The sequence below is a fragment of the Sneathiella sp. genome (assembly GCF_036960985.1).
Lineage (GTDB): Bacteria > Pseudomonadota > Alphaproteobacteria > Sneathiellales > Sneathiellaceae > Sneathiella.
The window spans coordinates 38,918-56,029 of sequence record NZ_JBALWD010000009.1; the positions used below are offsets into that span (position 1 = coordinate 38,918).

Genomic DNA, 17,112 nt, shown 5'->3' on the forward strand with positions numbered 1-17,112 from the left:
CGCAAACTTCCTGAAGACTTGTGACGCGACCGTTTTAGCGACGACCGAATAATTTTTCAATGTCACTCAATTGCAGCTCCACATATGTCGGCCGACCATGATTGCATTGTCCGCTATGGGGCGTGACTTCCATTTCTCGCAAGAGAGCGTTCATTTCATCAATATTGAGGCGCCGCCCCGCCCGTACCGAGCCGTGGCACGCCATGGTTGCGCAGACATCATCCAGACGATCTTTCAGAGCCAAGGCCGTATCAAGTTCGCCCAAATCGTCCGCCAAATCCTGAACCAGTCCTTTGATATTACACTCACCCAGCATGGCGGGTGTTTCGCGAACAACAATGGCACCAATTCCGAAAGGCTCCAGCACGAGCCCCATTTCAGAAAGCTCCTCTGCCCGTTCGGCGATGCGATTGGCCGCAACCTCATCAAGCTCGACGACTTCTGGCAACAACAATATCTGCCGCGCCACGTCCTTTTCCGCCAGTTGTTTCTTCATGCGCTCCATCACCAGGCGCTCATGGGCGGCATGCTGATCGACAAGGATGAGACCGCTTGTGGTTTGCGAGACGATATATGTTTCGTGCAGCTGGCTGCGGGCGGCCCCCAGGGGATAGGCCTGCAATTCCTGCACTTGCCCGTGCTGTTCCGGTGATAACGGGCTGCCGGGAGCTTGCGGCTGTCCCGGTGACGATAAAGGCGCCTGATAGGCATAGGCTTGATCCGCCAGCCCGTGGGTCATGCCGCCACCGGCACCTTCGCGCCATTGCCCATGATCTGCATTTTGCACCCGAGACTGAAAAGGCAGGGGCATTGACTGAGCCTGAAAAGCCCCAAGTGCCTGGCCCGAAATTGTCGACGACGCGCGATGCCCCTGCTCCGCCAAGGCATGTCGTAATCCGCCGACGATCAGGCCGCGGACACCGCCGGCGTCACGAAACCGCACTTCAGCTTTGGCTGGATGAACGTTTACGTCCACGTGATCGGCGGGGACATCCAGAAATAACGCCAGCAACGGATGACGGTCGCGGGCCAGTAGGTCCATATAGGCGCCGCGCACCGCGCCCGTGAATAATTTGTCGCGCACCGGGCGGCCATTGACGAACATGAACTGCATGGTGGCGTTACCGCGGTTAAAGGTTGGCACGCCTGCATAACCGGACAGTTTCACTCCGTCGCGCTCAGCGTCGATCTTGATCGAATTATCGGCAAAATCCCGGCCCATTATGGCGCCAAGACGATCAAGCCAGGCCTCGAACATATCACCTTGTGCAGAATTAACCCGCAAGGCGACCCGCTTTTCATCGGCCAAGGTAAACGCTATGGCCGGATAAGCCATGGCCAAGCGGCGGATCACATCAAGGGCCGCGCCAAACTCGGAGCGGACTGTTTTCAAAAACTTCAACCGAGCGGGCGTCGCAAAGAAAATATCCCGAACTTCCACGCGTGTCCCTTGCGGGGCGCCAACCGGCTCCAAAGTACCCTTGCGTCCGCCTTCGACGGACAAGGTCCAGGCGTTTTCATCACCGTCATTCCGGCTGGTGATGGTCATCCGACTCACCGAGGCGATGGACGGAATGGCCTCTCCGCGAAATCCCAGATTCTGAATATGCACAAGGTCATCGTCTGGCAGTTTCGACGTGGCATGCCGTTCAAAACACAGTTCAAGCTCTGCCGCATTCATGCCCCTGCCGTTATCGGTGACTGTTATCAAGGTGCGCCCGCCTTCGCGCATCACCACATCAATTTTCGTTGCCCCCGCATCGATGGCGTTCTCCACCAGTTCTTTAACAGCGGACGCAGGTCGTTCAACCACTTCACCGGCAGCTATCTGGTTGACGATATTTTCTGGAAGACGTCGGAGTGTCATTTTTTACCTTGCGGGTTATCCCTCCCCGTTACTAGCAAATTTCTGACATTTATCCTAGAACTACGAAGAATTAAGCCAGTAGAAAAACTACTGGCTCATTATGCCCGCCCCTTTGGGTTCAAGATCAACCGGCTTTCCCACAACGACGACAATCATGTTCTCCGGATCAAGGAGTTTTTGGGCGACGCGCTTCACATCATCAAGTGTCACGGCGTTAATCAGATCCGCCCGTTGTTGCAAATACTCTGTCGGCAATTCATTCATTTGCATGGCAACCATAATGCCGGCGATGCTGGCGTTCGATGACAGACTGAGCGGGAAGGATCCATTGAGGTAGGTTTTAGCGCCCGCAAGCTCTTCTGCAGTAACACCGTCCGCCCGGATTTCCGCCACAAGCCCGCCAACCAGTTCCAACGCCTCCTTGACCGACGCATTACTGGTGCCGAAACCACCCATTTGCAACGCCGAGGATTCCATTGGATAGAGATAACTATAAACCGAGTATACCAACCCCCGTTTTTCCCGAATTTCATCGGTCAGACGAGATTCAAATCCGCTGCCGCCCAGAATATAGTTCAAGACATACGCCGCGTAATAGTCCGGATCATCCCGTTTGATGCCTTGGCCGCCAAAAATCACAATACTTTGCGGGATATCCTGATCGATAATTTTCACCGTGGCCTCGCGCAACGGCGCTGTTTCTGCCACCTTCGACGCCACCGCAGTGTCCGGCAACCCGCCGAAGGTTTTATCAAGAAGTCGTTTCAGGTCCTCTTCGCCTATATCGCCAACAACACTAATCACCATATTATCTTTGGCCAGCCGTGTTGTCGCAAATTCAACCAAATCTGCTTTGGTAACCGCCGACATGGTTTCAATCGTCCCTTCAGACGGCTGACTATAGGGGTGGCCTTTAAAAGCAATGTCAAACCAGGCGCGACCGGCAAGACTATTTGGGTCTGATAATTTGCGGTTCAGCGAGGTCAAAATCTGGGCCCGTATTCTTTCAACCGGCTCCTCATCAAATCGTGGCTCGGTAATCGCCAAGCCAAACAGGCGAAAGGCTTCATCCGTATTCTCACTGAGGGTCTTCAAATTGCCCGAATACGTATCTTTTCCGGCGTCAAAGTTGAGTTTTATGGCCAGATCAGAAAGCCGCTCCTGAAAACTGATACTATCCAGATCTCCAGCCCCTTCATCCATGGTTGCCGATGCCAGATGAGCAATCCCGGCTTTATCCGCGGGATCCAGACTGGCGCCGCCCTGCCAGGCAACTTTCATGCTGACAATGGGGATGGAGCGTTCTTCAACGAGCCATGCTTTTATGCCACCCGGGGTCACAATTTCGCGTATTTCAGCCGCGACAGCCGATACGTAAGTCGTGCCATAAAAAACGAAACAGGCAAAAACCGCGATGAGAAACCGATGCTTTTTCATGGATTTTCCTTAACTTTCGTCTGTATCGGGAAGCAACCGGCCGACAACCGAGCGGCGTTCATCAAACATACTGTTCGCCGCCTTCTGTACGTCTTCAGCAGTGACTTCAGAAATATGCTGCGGCCAGTTGACAATATCGTCAATGGTCTCGCCATTGGCCAATGAAGCACCAAATATGTTGGCCGCGCCGCGGACACTGTCGCGGGCATAAACAGCCTCCGCCATCAGGTTACGCCTGGCGCGATCAAGCTCCGCGTCCGTCACACCATTGGTTTGAATGTCCGTGATGATATCATGCACGGCCCCTTCAATCTCTTCCAGCGTATGACCGGAAGACGGGCTGCCGTAGAAGACAAACGTAGAGTTATCAATATTTCCTGAGTTGAAATACGCTCCAGCACCGGAGGCAATTTTGTCCGTGACGACTAAACCCCGATACAGGCGGCTTGTGGTGCCTCCCCCCAGGATTTCACTCAATACTTCCAATGCCCGATTATTTTTTGCGTCCGCTTTCTGATCAAGCGGCATCAGATAACTCTGTCGCCAGGACGGTTGCCGAACACGCTTGTCTTTCATTTCAACCACGCGTTTGGCCAGCTGCGGCGGCTCCTGTACCCGTTTTCTTTCGGGAAGGTCAACGGCCGCAATCGGCCCATAATGTTCGCGCGCAAGTTCAAACACTTCTTCCGCATCAACATCGCCGGCAACAATCAATATGGCGTTATTGGGTGCATAGTATTTCTTGTACCAGTCGATGGCATCCTGAGTAGTTAGTTTTTCAAGCTCCTGGCGCCATCCGATGACAGGGGTGCCGTAAGGATGCGCCAAATATTGCGCCGCCTGAAACTGTTCGCCAAACAAGCCGCCCGGATTATTGTCCGTGCGTTGTGAGCGTTCTTCAAGAACGACTTTTAGTTCCGGACCCACCGCTTCATCATTGAGCACCAGATTGGCCATGCGATCCGCTTCCATCTCCATGAATAATGGCAGCTTGTCGACGCTCACATTCTGGTAATAGGCGGTATAATCCTGAGACGTGAAGGCATTTTCCTGACCGCCATTCTTGGCGACGATCTTCGAAAACTCACCGGGTTTCAAGGTCTTGGTTCCCTTGAACATAAGATGCTCAAGGAAATGCGCGATACCGGATTTAAGCGGGGCTTCGTCCGCGGCCCCCGCCTTGTACCAAACCATATGAGTCACGACAGGCGCCCGGTGGTCTTCAATGACGACGACTTCCAGTCCATTCTCCAGAACAGTGGTTTTTGGATCAAATAATTTCGGAATTTCTTCATCACCTACAGCCCGTTGCAGGCCGCTAAAGGTCATCACCGATACCAGGATCGACATCACAATTAGTTTCGGTCGCATTCTCATAGACATCCTCCAGACACTGTACCCGATATCCATGATTAAAGACGCTACCGGAATAATTACAAGGCAATTATGCACATATATTTGTGAAGTGATCGGGCAAAAAACAAGTGTTGCTCATTATTTCAAATGAAATTGACCCGTGTTTTAGCCGATTAGTCGAAGAGACCTTCAAGAAGGGCACGCTTCCGCCGTTCGATCGTTGGGGTCGCCGGGCCATCGGCAGGGGTCTCGCCCAGGGCTGCATTTTCCTGCAACCGTTTTTTCTCTTGGCTCGGGTCAACCACGGTTCCAAACGGAGGCTGATCTTGCCAAAACATGACCTTTTCCATAAAGGTTTCATCATTTTCGGTGAGGATAATTGTCTCGTCATCGACAATTTTCCGAATGCCCGGATCTGCATTTTCCGCCCCGGCTTCCCGCAGCAGGGCAAGCTCACCCGCAGAAACACCGGCTGCCTGAGCTTCCGCCGGAGTCACAGAGGCCGTATTGACCTGAGTTCCGAGCAGGGCCACTTTTGCCGCATTGTCGGACAGTGCGTCCTGCGGTCCCTTGGTTCCCGGGGCTGGCGGACGCAATGAAAAATCGGGAGGAATAATCAGCGGCGCTTTGGTAATAACCGTAAATTCGTCAGGGCCTTGCTTGCCACTCATACCAAGAGCTTGCTTCGTACTATCGCAGCCCGTAAGAGCTATCGCTCCCAAGATTACAAGTCCAAAAAGGCGGCCTGACAACATCATTTCGTACTTTCCCTTACTCATTCGTCAATTTTACCGGATTTTTTGCCCTGAAACAAGTTTTCCAGCAATAACAAGATGACACCGCATACAATGGCCATATCTGCGACGTTGAAAGCAGGCCATCGCATAAAAATCAGATCGAAATCAAAGAAATCGGCAACAGCACCGTAATGTATCCGATCGATAATATTTCCGATGGCGCCCCCCAGCACCAATCCAAGGCCGATAGATAAGGGCTTGTTTGTGGCTTTTTTAAGCCAAACCAAAACAACGATGGAAATCACGACCGAAATTCCGATCAATATCCAGCGCGTCGTATCCCCGCCAGCAAACATGCCGAAACTCACACCTCGGTTCCAAACCATAACCAGATTGAAAAAAGAGGTTACCTCGATGCCCGCCGGATACTGTTCCATCAGGCCAACAAGATAAGTTTTACTCACCTGATCAACAATGACGATGGCTGCTGCGATCAAAAACCCCAAACGGAACATAAAGATTAAGCCTCTACCGGAAAATCAAGAGTGGAGACAACATCTGCACATCGCACGCATAGATCATCATGCGTTTCATGCGATCCTACTTCCGCAAGAATTTTCCAGCACCGCCCACATTTTTCACCATCTGCCAATGCCGGCACCACCGCAACACCGGGGACTTCCTCCAAGGTGAACGCGCCTTCCGGTGCTGCGGCAACCTGCAAGTCGACGCCCGACGTGATGCAGATATCCGCAAGGTCCAACCCCTCAAGAATGGGTGCGAAATCAGCCGATATATAGACCGTTGGCGCCGCTTGCAGGCTGGAGCCAATCCGTTTCTCTCGCCGTTCAACTTCCAAAGCCCCGGTAACGACACGTCGAAAAGCTCGGATTTTAGACCATTTTTCGTCCAGCGCGTCATTGCGCCAGTTCGAAGGGATCGTCGGAAACTGCCGAAGATGAACACTGCTGTCTTCTCCAGGAAAGCGGGTAAGCCAGGTTTCTTCTGCCGTAAAGACCAGCATCGGTGCCAACCAAGCGGTCAGACAATGGAACAACTGATCGAGGATGGTCCGAGCAGCCCGACGGCGCGGGTCATTCTGTCCGTCGCAATACAGGACGTCTTTTCGAATGTCGAAATAGAACGCCGACAGCTCGAGCGTACAGAAATTATGGATCGCAGAAAAAAGTTTGCTGAATTCGTAATTGTTGCTGTTGTGGCGGATCATCTCGTCAAGTTCAGACAGACGATGAAAAACCCACTGCTCCAGTTCGGGCATGTCAGCGACATCCATTTTCTCAGCTTCGTCCCAGTCATCAAGATTGCCCAGGATAAACCGCAGGGTGTTGCGAAGACGGCGATAGCTGTCCACCTGACCTTTGACGATCTCATTTCCGATCCGCATATCTTCCGAATAATCGGACGCGACAACCCACAGACGAAGAATATCCGCACCATTCTGGTCAATTATTTTTTGCGGGGCGACAACATTTCCCAGGGATTTGGACATTTTGCGTCCCTGGCCGTCCATCACGAAGCCATGGGTCAACACCGCATCATAAGGCGCCCGTCCCCGGGTTCCGCATGATTCAAGCAAGGAAGAATGGAACCAGCCCCGATGCTGATCCGTTCCTTCCAGATAGAGCGAAGCTGGCCATTGCAGCTCCGGCCGGTTTTCCAGTGTGAAAGCATGGGTACAGCCTGAGTCAAACCAAACATCCAGAATATCCGTGGCCATTTCAAAATCATCTGCGTCGTGTTCAGTCCCCAAAAAGCGAGAGGCAGGGGATGAATACCAGGCGTCTGATCCTTCCGCTTCCATGATGTCAAGAATACGAGCATTGACCGTCTCATCGCGTAAGAGTTCACCGGTTTCTTTTGACGTGAACACGGTAATTGGTACGCCCCATGCACGTTGCCGAGATAGCACCCAGTCCGGGCGTCCCGCGATCATGGCATGAATGCGGTTTCTCCCGGCAGCCGGATACCATTTTGTATCATCGATTGCTTTCAGGGCGGTCTCCCGCAGACCATTGGTTTCCATCGAAATGAACCACTGACTGGTATTGCGGAAAATAAGCGGTGCTTTCGACCGCCAGGAATGTGGATAGGAATGCACAAGTTTCCCGCGCTTCAACAAGGCGCCTGCTTTTTCAAGCTCATCCGCCACGCCTTCATTACATTTATACACATGCTGTCCAGCGAACATCGGTACATGCGCGAAGAAAGTCCCGTCTTCGCTGACGGTTTGGGGAATTTCGATGCCGTGGATCAGGCCGACTTCATAATCTTCCTGACCATGACCTGGCGCCGTATGCACGAAACCCGTACCCGCATCTACTGTCACATGATCGCCGCTGATCAGCGGCACGTCAAAGTCATATCCCTGACCGTTAAACGGATGCTGGCAAATAACGTCTTTAAAGGCGTCGCCCTTGCCTTCCCAGATGACATCAACAGCGGTAATTCCCGTTTCCTTTTTTACATCTTCCAACAATTCAGCGGCAACAAACATTTTCTCACCGACAACCGCCAACGATCCCTCATCTGTATCCGTGACTTTAAATCCCACATAGTCCATTTCAGGGCCGTAGGAAATGGCGCGGTTGCCGGGCATGGTCCAGGGTGTTGTTGTCCAGATAACGATTGTCGCGCCCATAAAGTCATTAGGACCACTTTTCACAGGAAAGCGCACATGAATGGTGGTTGACGTATGGTCATGATATTCAAGTTCGGCTTCCGCCAACGCGGTCTTTTCGACGGGTGACCACATCACCGGTTTCGAGCCACGGTACAAGCCGCCGTTCATGGAGAACTTCAAAAGCTCGCGAACGATCTGGGCCTCCGCATCAAAGCTCATGGTCGTATAGGGTCGTTCCCAATCTCCAATCACGCCAAGCCGCTTGAATTCTTCTTTTTGCACTTCAACCCAATGGGCGGCAAATTCCCGGCATTCTTTGCGAAATTCGACAACAGGGACTTCGTCTTTGTCTTTACCGGCTTTGCGGTATTTTTCCTCGATTTTCCATTCGATGGGAAGACCATGGCAATCCCAGCCCGGCACATAATGCGAATTTTTGCCCATCATTTGCTGCGACCGGCTGATCACATCTTTCAGGATCTTGTTCATGGCATGACCGATATGCAAATTCCCGTTAGCATAGGGAGGACCATCATGAAGAATAAATTTCTCACAGTCCTTTGACTGTTCGCGCTGACGGCCAAACAGATCCATATTTTCCCAGCGTTCAAGCAGCCCGGGCTCTTTTGCAGGCAGGCCGCCCTTCATTGGAAAGTCAGTACGGGGTAAGAATAGCGTTGATTTATAGTCAGTGCTCATATTGGCAAACTGATCCTAACAGTGTCTCATAATTTCGGTAAATAGGAGGCATTGATCCGCCTCATTCCTATGGCATATATCCTGATTTTCAGGCATGGGCCTGTATCACCCGGCCCTCATGATAAAAGGCCGGGTCGATAATTCGGCATTTGGCAAAGCAGTGTGCCGGCTTGCTCCCGTGAATGGCGGAATTTTCAAACATGAGATGTCTTTTATCAACTCCCTCAGCCGCTGTCGAGAAATCATAGAGGCTGATCGCGATATTTCTGCGGTTTCCAGCATATAATAATCCGAAAAGTAGTTTCAATCTATGAACAGTCGGATTGGGGGAGACCGCATAAGCTCCGTCAGCATCCCAGAGCTTGCCCGGCACGCAAAAATAATACGTTAGTTATGGACCTTCTTATCTGCATATTTCACCTGACGGTTATTATTGTCAGATAACAATGTGCAGGCTGTTTTAACATCTTCAGCGATCTGCGCTTCCAATTGCTCGATGCCGCCGAATTTCATTTCAGGACGTATAAAATCAACGAAGGCGACGCGCAGAGTCTGGCCATAAAGATCGTCATCAAAATCAAGTAGATGGGCTTCCAAAAGAACATCCTGCTTGTCAAAGGTTGGACGCTTGCCAAAATTCGCGACACCGTCGATCCAGTCCACATGGGTTCCCTTATGCAAGCCAACCCGAACAGCATACACACCCAGTTTTGGCTGATGGTATCCAACGAGCGGAATATTGGCTGTGGGAAAGCCGATTGTGCGGCCTCTCTTGTCGCCTTCGATGACATCTCCTTCAACTTCCCACCAATGGCCAAGTAAGGATGCCGCTTGCGAGGGGTTCCCTTGCTTCAGGCAATCACGAATGGCTGTGGAAGAAAAAATAACGGTTTCTTCTCCGGCAGGCTCAACAACCGTAACGTCAAACCCATACTTCTTCGCGAGTTCTGCAAGAACGACGGTCGTTCCTTGCCGTTTATGACCAAAGATAAAATCATATCCAACGACGACATGAACTGCCCCAAATCCATCGACAAGCACATCTTTAACAAACTCTTCCGCCGTTTTTTGCGAAAAGGCCAGATTAAAATTGACAGCTGCCATGACATCCACACCCAGCCAGTTTAAATGGGCAGCCTTTGTTTCCATAGTCGACAAACGGAATGGCGGTGCGTCCGGCGCAAAAAATTCCCGCGGATGAGGCTCAAACGTCAAAACACCGGAGGGCACTCCCAGTCGATCCGCCGCGTCTTGCGCATGGGCAATCACCGTCTGATGCCCCCTATGCACACCATCGAAATTTCCAATTGCCAGAACCAAGCCCTGACATTCTTCAGGAACGTTTTGATAGTCACGTATTATTCGCATGGGTTTAGGCCATTCCGCTGTTTTGTATTCACTTTTATTTTTATTTGTTACGCTTTGATACCATTAAAGTTGCTTCTCCATCCAGCACAACCGTATCCCCGATTGTACATCCACAATCGAACGACACTCGTTTTCCATTTATCTCCCGAATTGTTGCTTTTGCAACAACGGTATCCCCGATGCAGACCGGGGCCTTAAAATTCAGTGATTGGTTCATATAGATGGATCCGGGCCCAGGAAGCTTTGTACCAAATATTGTCGATAGTAGGCTGGCCGACAACATGCCATGCGCAATGCGTTCTTTGAACATTGTATGCTCGGCAAATTCGGCATTCAAGTGAACAGGGTTGGTATCACCGGAAACGCCCGCATACATGACTATATCGGCCTCGCTAATGGTCTTGGCATAAAGCGCACTCATGCCGACAGTCAAATCTTCTAGATAATACCCGTGTAGCTCTTCAAATACAGACATACAATTCCCGATCAATTTTAAGTTCTATGTTGCGACGCAATACTGAAGGAAGTTCTTGCTCCTAGCAAGGCCGGCCCGGAAATTAGTCATCCTTTTGTATTGACCACTAAATTTTCTTAAAATTGTTATCAATATTAACTATTCTTTTAGGTTCTACGAATAATCTTCTTAACAAGGACAGGTCGTTCCAATTCTAGCGTCGGAGAGGCCTAAACAAGATTACTAAGTAAACATAAGAGGAATTTTCTATGGCTGTCGATATGAATATGTCGGTTTTAATCGTCGATGACTACAAAACAATGCTGCGTATCATTCGTAATCTTTTGAAACAGCTTGGTTTCAATACGGTTGACGAGGCAGCGGACGGATCTGCGGCACTCGCCAAAATGCGGACGAAACCCTATGGCCTAGTCATTTCCGATTGGAATATGGAACCGATGACGGGATTTCAACTTTTAAAAGAAGTCCGGGCAGACGAAGGTCTCAAAACAACGCCCTTTATTATGATTACCGCTGAATCTAAGACGGAAAACGTCGTTGCGGCAAAGAAAGCCGGCGTCAATAACTATATTGTTAAACCGTTCAACGCCGCCACGCTTAAAACCAAAATTTCTGCGGTACTTGGAGATTTCTAGTGTCGAGTAACAACGAAGTTAAGGACTTGAAAGATTCCATTTCCGCACTCCATCAGGACTGTCAGGATTTGGCGAATTTCATCGTCTCAGCACGTACCGAAATTGCTGAAATACATCCCAGCGATCTTCGCGAAGATAAATTGCCCCGCGCGGGCAAAGAACTTGATGCCATAGTTGAATCGACCGAAACAGCGACCAATCAGATCATGGCCGCCGCGGAAAAAATCATGTCCGCGAAGGTGACAGAACCTGATGTGGTCAATGATGCTTGTATGGAAATATTTGAAGCCTGCTCCTTTCAGGACATTACCGGCCAGCGCATCAGCAAAGTCGTCTCGACACTGGAATATATAGAAGACTATATGACCAAACTTACAAAGGCATGGGGCTATGACGGCGTGGGCGAGCAACCAAGCCAATCGGTAGAATCCGATGATGAAGACGCTAGCCTTCTAAATGGCCCGGCCCTTATTGGTGAAGGTGTGGATCAGGATTTCGTCGATCAAATGTTCGACGAAGACCCAGAGACAAAAGTTTCACCGAAATCAGACATGAAAAAGGGAAAACCAGAAGCTTCCAGTGCTCAACAGGAAATTGACGCTTTATTTGACTGAGTAAACAAACCTTTTCCTTCGATCACCAGGTCATATGGCTCATGACATATGTCGGCGTGAATCCATGCAGATGCGATATCTCGTTGATTTGTTCCATTGAAGGCATTTCGCCCTCTGCAATACCCCATTCTTCCGCGTGAATGCCGCCTCCCACAAGAACACAATCTAGTTCAGCGTTCCGAGCACCTTTAATATCCGTGCGCATGCTATCGCCAATGGCGAGGATCCGGCTATTCGTCGGTAAATCGAGCGTTTGTAACGCGCGACGATAAGCTTCTGAATAAGGTTTTCCGAAGAGTGCGACACGGCCGCCCAGTTCTTCGTAAAGGGCGGCGATCGCCCCCGCACAATAATGTTTGGCGAGCCCCCGCATAACGGTCAGATCCGGGTTAGCGCATAGCATCGGTAAATCGTGATCAAGCGCATCCAGCAGGGTCGCGCGATAATTTTCTGGTGTTTCAATATTGTCATCAACCAATCCAGTGCAGATGATGAAATCGGCATCGGACATTTTATGAACCCGCGTATAGTCCAGGCCGTCATCTAACCCCTTATCCCGCGTTGCGCCGATCTGATAAAAATGTGTTCCGACTTCGCGGATCAGCTCATGGTCTCTTAGTTCCAATACACTCCGTGTCATATCACCGGACGTCAAAATCAAGTCATAGGCAGATCTTGGAACACCAATTTCCTCCAAAAACTCGATCACATAGCCATTCGTTCTTGGCGCGTTGGACAACAAAATAGTCGGCTTACCATGGCGTTGAAAATTTGCCATGCATTCCAGAGCGCCGGGATATGGATCGTGCCCGTTATGGACAACTCCCCATAGGTCGAGAACATAAGCATCATACTGGTCAACGATCTCCGATAGACCGGACAGAAAGGTAAACGTCATTTTATTCAATCATCCTGGATGAGGTAAAGCGTACCGCTTTATAATCATAGAGTTGGCATTATTGTAGCGAATAATGACCTTAGCTCTCTGCTTGAGGAGGCCGCGGGACACCGAAAAGATAGCCTTGCCCGAACCCGACCTCGACATCCAGTAAACCGATGACAGTGTCTTCATCCTCAATCATGCTGGCAATCAGTTCTATGTCCGCTCGCAATAAAGCTTCTCTCAAATCATCGGGATGGATATTCATCGGCAAACCGGTACTACCGGGCAATAGATCCGCAGCGGCAACTTTCAAATATCGGAAGTTTGCTGCCCCTAGTAGCAGAAAATCCATATCCAGACGTTGAACGCGATCCATTGAGAAGGAGAACCCCATTTCCGCCAGCGTCTCAAGTCCTTTTTTTACTGTTTCCGTTGCGCTATCCACCTCTTCTTGTGCGAATTCCAAAATCAAGCTGTCTTTCAAGTCGTTATTTTGGTCGAGAAATTCGATGAATTGGTTGAAAAATGCCGTATCGCGAAGCGTCCGCGCCGAGATATTAACAAAAAAACCGACTTCACTATTTCGCTGACGCACCCTGCGAATAAGTTGCACGCACCTGATCAGCAGTAAATTATCGATGGTCCCTATGAGACCGGCTCCTTCGGCGACCTTTAGATACTGCCCAGGCGTAATCACTTCGCCTTTAGGCCCGCGAATTCTGGAAAATGCTTCGTAGAAAAGCGTGCGGCGTTGCGGCAACCTGACGACAGGCTGCAAATATAAATCAACTTTGTTTTCTTGCAGACCAGAGCGCACTATTTCGAGGATTTCAGCATCATTTGGCATGCCGTCAACAGAAGCTGGTTGCTCCTCCTCATTTGCTGATGACAGCTCAACAGGAGCTTCTTCATCACCAAAATCAAAACTGTCGGAAACTTCAGATTCTGCGGAAAGGATAACTTCAGACTCTTCTTCTGAAGGCGCCTGTTCGGTTGACAGTTGCTTCAAAAGCTTGCGCAGCATCTGCATTTCAGCGGCAAAACTATCCATGTTGCCATCTTTGCCCGCAAGACCGCCGAGGATATTCTCGAACCGGTCAAGGCCGGTTTCTGCGACCGCCAAATCGCCTCGCATTCGCACCAAGTCTCTTTGGAAACGAGACCGCTCAACATGACGCATGATAAAATCATGCAACAGCGCACAGGCCAGGAAGAATATACCGGCGGCCCAATATCCGGTGGCTGGATCAATGGTCTTTATATAGTTCGGTGCCTGAACAGCAATGACGCCAGCGGTCAGCGCATATGCTGCGATAATAATGCTATGATACAGCAACGTACTCTCACTCCCCCATGTATACTTTCTACTAGTTTAGCCATATTTCCGTATTTGGGAAACTAATCTCATTTTGCTTTTTGCGTAAATCAAATTCGAACTATACTGGCGGAGCAAAATTTTATTCCAAATAAAGAAGAAGAACATAAAATGGGACGATTGGAAAACAAAGTAGCGATCATCACCGGCGGCACAAGTGGCATTGGCTTGAGCACAACAGAAATCTTCGCACAAGAAGGCGCGACAGTGGTTTTTACCGGTCGTCGGGCTGAAGAAGGCGCGGCGATCGCGAACAAGCTGGGCAATTCCGTACATTTCGTCCAAGCAGACGCGACAGTTGAGGCAGATATGGCGGCTCTAATGGCGGATACCGTACAAAAGTTTGGCCAGATCGATTGCCTTTTTAATAACGCGGGAGGTCCGGCTCCGGTTGGCAGTATCGAAACCGTCGACTACCCCAAAGCAATGGAAGCCATGGCCCTTTTATTCGGCGGTGTCCTGTTAGGTATCAAGCATGTTGCGCCAATTATGAAAGCGCAAGGCTATGGCAGCATCATCAATAATGGCAGCATCGCCGGGCATCTCGCCGGCTATTCCACATCCATGGTATATAGCGCGGCGAAGGCTTCCGTTCTACAATTGACGCGAAGTGCCGCAATGGAGCTCGGCGAATCCAATATCAGGGTAAATTCTATTTCTCCCGGTGCCATAGCGACCGGTATTTTTGGCAAGGCTCTCGGTTTAACAGGACAAGCCGCGGAAGATTCCGCAAGTGTCGCCGGAGAGGTTCTGTCGAAAGCCCAGCCAATCAGGCGTGCCGGGCAGCCCGAAGATATTGCGAAAGCCGCGGTATTTTTAGCTTCCGATGATTCAACTTTTGTAAATGCAGCAGATCTTCTGGTCGATGGCGGTATGATCGGCGGCCGGCATTGGTCTGCGCATCAGGAAAGCGTCAAACAATTAGGTAAAGCATTTACCGGCGGATAATGCGGAGACTTAGCTTGTTTCCAATCGGCCAATAGCAAGGAACTTCCTGCGGCGCTCTTCACGGAGCTCGCCGGGTTCCTTCTTAGAGAGTTCGAGCAATTCCTCCTCAATCGCGTCGCCGAGAGCGTTAATCGCCTTTGGCACGTCGCGTTGCGCCCCTCCGATAGGCTCTTCAACGATCCGGTCGATAACCTTCAACCCCAATAAATCTTGCGCTGTCAGTTTCATGGCAGTTGCTGCTTCTTGCGCTTTGTCTCTTGTTTTCCAGAGAATAGCTGCACAGCCTTCCGGAGAAATCACCGAATAAATAGCGTTTGAAAACATCAGAACTTTATTGGCGCTTGCCAGAGCAACAGCACCGCCAGATCCGCCTTCCCCAACAATAGACGCGATAAGCGGAACACGGACATCGAGACAGGTTTCTATAGATCGGGCAATAGCCTCGGCCTGGCCTCGCTCTTCGGCGCCAATTCCGGGATAGGCGCCCGATGTGTCAATAAAAGTCAAAATCGGAATATTAAACTGATCCGCAAGCTTCATGAGTCGCTGCGCCTTGCGGTATCCTTCGGGTCGCGCCATGCCAAAATTATGGTGAAGCCGTGACTCCGTATCTTTACCTTTTTCGGTTCCAATCACCATTACGGTTTTGCCGCGAAAACGGCCCATGCCACCAATAATCGCATGATCGTCCGCAAACGCTCGATCCCCGGCAAGAGGCGTAAAATCATCAAGTAATTCGGCCGTTATCTCGTTCAGTTTCGGACGATCCACATGACGGGCGACCTGGGTTTTCTGCCAGGGTGTCAGTTTCGCATATGTCTGTTTAAGCTGTTGGGTCGCCTTTTGGCGCAACTTTGTAATATCCTCATTGATCTCAATATCACTGCCGCTCTCTAATCCTTCAAGCTCTCGGATCTTACCTTCCAGATCAGCAATCGGTTTCTCAAAATCAAGAAAATTATCCATAGATATTCAATGCTCCGCATTTTGCCCAGAGGCCGATTAATAAATCGACCGAGCGGTTACGTCAATGAACCGTTCGGTCAATAAATAATATTTTGTTTTCTTATCAGCTGCGGTTCGCGATAATTTCAGCTTGGACCACAAGTGCTTCCGCTTGTTTAATGGACGCAATGTCAATAAGACGTCCGTCCAGGGCGACGGCTCCTGCACCTTCAGCTACGGCTTTTTCCATCGCTTCCAGGATACGTCTTGCTTTTGCGACTTCTTCTTCGGCCGGCGTAAAAATGTCGTTGGCCAACGGGATCTGTTTCGGATGAATTGCCCATTTGCCTTCGCAGCCCAGAATAGCCGCCCGATTTCCATGTGCAACATACCCATCCGGGTCTGAAAAATCACCAAACGGCCCATCAATCGCCCGCAATCCATTTGCACGGGCAGCGACGACCATACGGGCGATAGCATAATGCCACATATCTCCCCAATGGAAATCTCGCGACCCATCGTCTGCCGGATCAGTCAAAACCCCGTAAAGCGGGTTGGGCCCGCCAATGGAGGTTGTCCGGGCCTTTGTTGACGCGGCATAATCAGCAACACCAAAATGCAGGCTCTCGTTCCGCTTACTTGCAGCAGAAATTTCATGAATGTTTTGCATGCCGAGAGCTGTTTCAATAATCAGCTCAAATCCGATTTTCTTTTTCCGTCCCATAGCGGCCTCAATTTGTGTCGCCATCATATCAAGCGCATATACGTCGGCAGCTGTTCCGACTTTCGGGATCATGATCAGGTCAAGACGCTCACCGCCCTGCTCCAAGACATCAACGACATCGCGATACATATAATGTGTATCTAGGCCATTGATCCGTACAGACATGATTTTGTCGCCCCAATCCACATCGTGGAGAGCTTCAATAATGTTTTTACGCGCTTGCGCTTTATCGTTCGGGGCCACCGCGTCCTCTAAATCCAGGAAGATGGCATCAGCATCGGATTTCGCCGCTTTTTCAAACATATGCGGGCTTGATCCGGGGACGGCCAATTCACAACGATTAAGGCGGGATGTACAGGGTTCTGGGACTGTAAAGCTCATGAGGCAGGACCTTCTTTATTTAGTTCA

At 50.4% G+C, this 17,112-nt stretch carries 16 protein-coding genes; 3 read left to right on the forward strand and 13 right to left on the reverse strand.

The features are described from left to right. Positions 1 to 34: 34 nt before the first annotated feature. The 9 genes from mutL to V7723_RS07095 form a co-directional block, all read right to left on the reverse strand. The gene (gene mutL, locus V7723_RS07055; protein WP_335683744.1) at positions 35 to 1,867 is read right to left on the reverse strand and encodes a DNA mismatch repair endonuclease MutL; all 1,833 of its coding nucleotides are present in this window, start codon (positions 1,865 to 1,867) and stop codon (positions 35 to 37) included. An 87-nt stretch (positions 1,868 to 1,954) separates the two neighbouring features. Continuing rightward, positions 1,955 to 3,304, reverse strand: coding sequence for a M16 family metallopeptidase (locus V7723_RS07060; protein ID WP_335683745.1), 1,350 nt, complete (start codon positions 3,302 to 3,304; stop codon positions 1,955 to 1,957). Between the two features lie 9 nt (positions 3,305 to 3,313). Continuing rightward, complete coding sequence (locus V7723_RS07065; RefSeq protein ID WP_335683746.1) at positions 3,314 to 4,675, reverse strand: M16 family metallopeptidase; 1,362 nt, start codon at positions 4,673 to 4,675, stop codon at positions 3,314 to 3,316. Positions 4,676 to 4,833: 158 nt separating this feature from the next. Further along, positions 4,834 to 5,439, reverse strand: coding sequence for a DUF3035 domain-containing protein (locus V7723_RS07070; RefSeq protein ID WP_335683747.1), 606 nt, complete (start codon positions 5,437 to 5,439; stop codon positions 4,834 to 4,836). Next, positions 5,436 to 5,912, reverse strand: coding sequence for a signal peptidase II (lspA, locus tag V7723_RS07075; RefSeq protein WP_335683748.1), 477 nt, complete (start codon positions 5,910 to 5,912; stop codon positions 5,436 to 5,438). Before lspA ends, V7723_RS07070 begins: the two co-directional genes overlap by 4 nt. A 5-nt stretch (positions 5,913 to 5,917) precedes the next feature. Further along, positions 5,918 to 8,737, reverse strand: a complete 2,820-nt coding sequence (gene ileS / locus V7723_RS07080; protein ID WP_335683749.1) for an isoleucine--tRNA ligase — start codon at positions 8,735 to 8,737, stop codon at positions 5,918 to 5,920. A gap of 88 nt (positions 8,738 to 8,825) precedes the next feature. Further along, positions 8,826 to 9,110 carry a hypothetical protein gene (locus tag V7723_RS07085; protein ID WP_335683750.1) on the reverse strand — a complete coding sequence of 95 codons (285 nt, stop codon included), beginning with the start codon at positions 9,108 to 9,110 and terminating at the stop codon, positions 8,826 to 8,828. A gap of 14 nt (positions 9,111 to 9,124) precedes the next feature. Further along, entirely contained in the window at positions 9,125 to 10,105 is a 981-nt protein-coding gene (locus V7723_RS07090) for a bifunctional riboflavin kinase/FAD synthetase (protein ID WP_335683751.1), read from the reverse strand. A 40-nt stretch (positions 10,106 to 10,145) separates the two neighbouring features. Further along, a complete protein-coding gene (locus V7723_RS07095) occupies positions 10,146 to 10,580 on the reverse strand; it encodes a MaoC family dehydratase (protein ID WP_335683752.1) in 435 nt (144 codons plus the stop codon). 248 nt (positions 10,581 to 10,828) lie between these two features. Here V7723_RS07095 and V7723_RS07100 point away from each other — a divergent pair, with 248 nt between their 5' ends. Then, on the forward strand, positions 10,829 to 11,215 hold the full coding sequence (locus V7723_RS07100; protein WP_335683753.1) for a response regulator: 387 nt from the start codon (positions 10,829 to 10,831) through the stop codon (positions 11,213 to 11,215). Further along, positions 11,215 to 11,829 (forward strand): protein phosphatase CheZ, encoded by a 615-nt coding sequence (locus V7723_RS07105; protein WP_335683754.1) that lies wholly within the window; start codon positions 11,215 to 11,217, stop codon positions 11,827 to 11,829. The genes V7723_RS07100 and V7723_RS07105 overlap by 1 nt, the downstream gene beginning before the upstream one ends. A gap of 22 nt (positions 11,830 to 11,851) precedes the next feature. Here V7723_RS07105 and V7723_RS07110 read toward each other — a convergent pair whose 3' ends face one another. Next, on the reverse strand, positions 11,852 to 12,727 hold the full coding sequence (locus V7723_RS07110) for a TIGR01459 family HAD-type hydrolase (RefSeq protein ID WP_335683755.1): 876 nt from the start codon (positions 12,725 to 12,727) through the stop codon (positions 11,852 to 11,854). 79 nt (positions 12,728 to 12,806) lie between these two features. Beyond that, the gene (locus V7723_RS07115; RefSeq protein WP_335683756.1) at positions 12,807 to 14,048 is read right to left on the reverse strand and encodes an EAL domain-containing protein; all 1,242 of its coding nucleotides are present in this window, start codon (positions 14,046 to 14,048) and stop codon (positions 12,807 to 12,809) included. Between the two features lie 150 nt (positions 14,049 to 14,198). On the opposite strand from V7723_RS07115, the gene V7723_RS07120 reads away from it, so the two are divergent. Beyond that, complete coding sequence (locus V7723_RS07120; protein ID WP_335683757.1) at positions 14,199 to 15,035, forward strand: SDR family NAD(P)-dependent oxidoreductase; 837 nt, start codon at positions 14,199 to 14,201, stop codon at positions 15,033 to 15,035. Between the two features lie 9 nt (positions 15,036 to 15,044). Here V7723_RS07120 and V7723_RS07125 read toward each other — a convergent pair whose 3' ends face one another. Both V7723_RS07125 and V7723_RS07130 read right to left on the reverse strand, forming a co-directional pair. After that, positions 15,045 to 16,001: an acetyl-CoA carboxylase carboxyltransferase subunit alpha gene (locus V7723_RS07125; RefSeq protein WP_335683758.1), complete on the reverse strand. Its 957-nt coding sequence runs from the start codon at positions 15,999 to 16,001 to the stop codon at positions 15,045 to 15,047. A gap of 103 nt (positions 16,002 to 16,104) precedes the next feature. Further along, entirely contained in the window at positions 16,105 to 17,085 is a 981-nt protein-coding gene (locus V7723_RS07130; protein ID WP_335683759.1) for an HpcH/HpaI aldolase/citrate lyase family protein, read from the reverse strand. Positions 17,086 to 17,112: the final 27 nt, after the last annotated feature.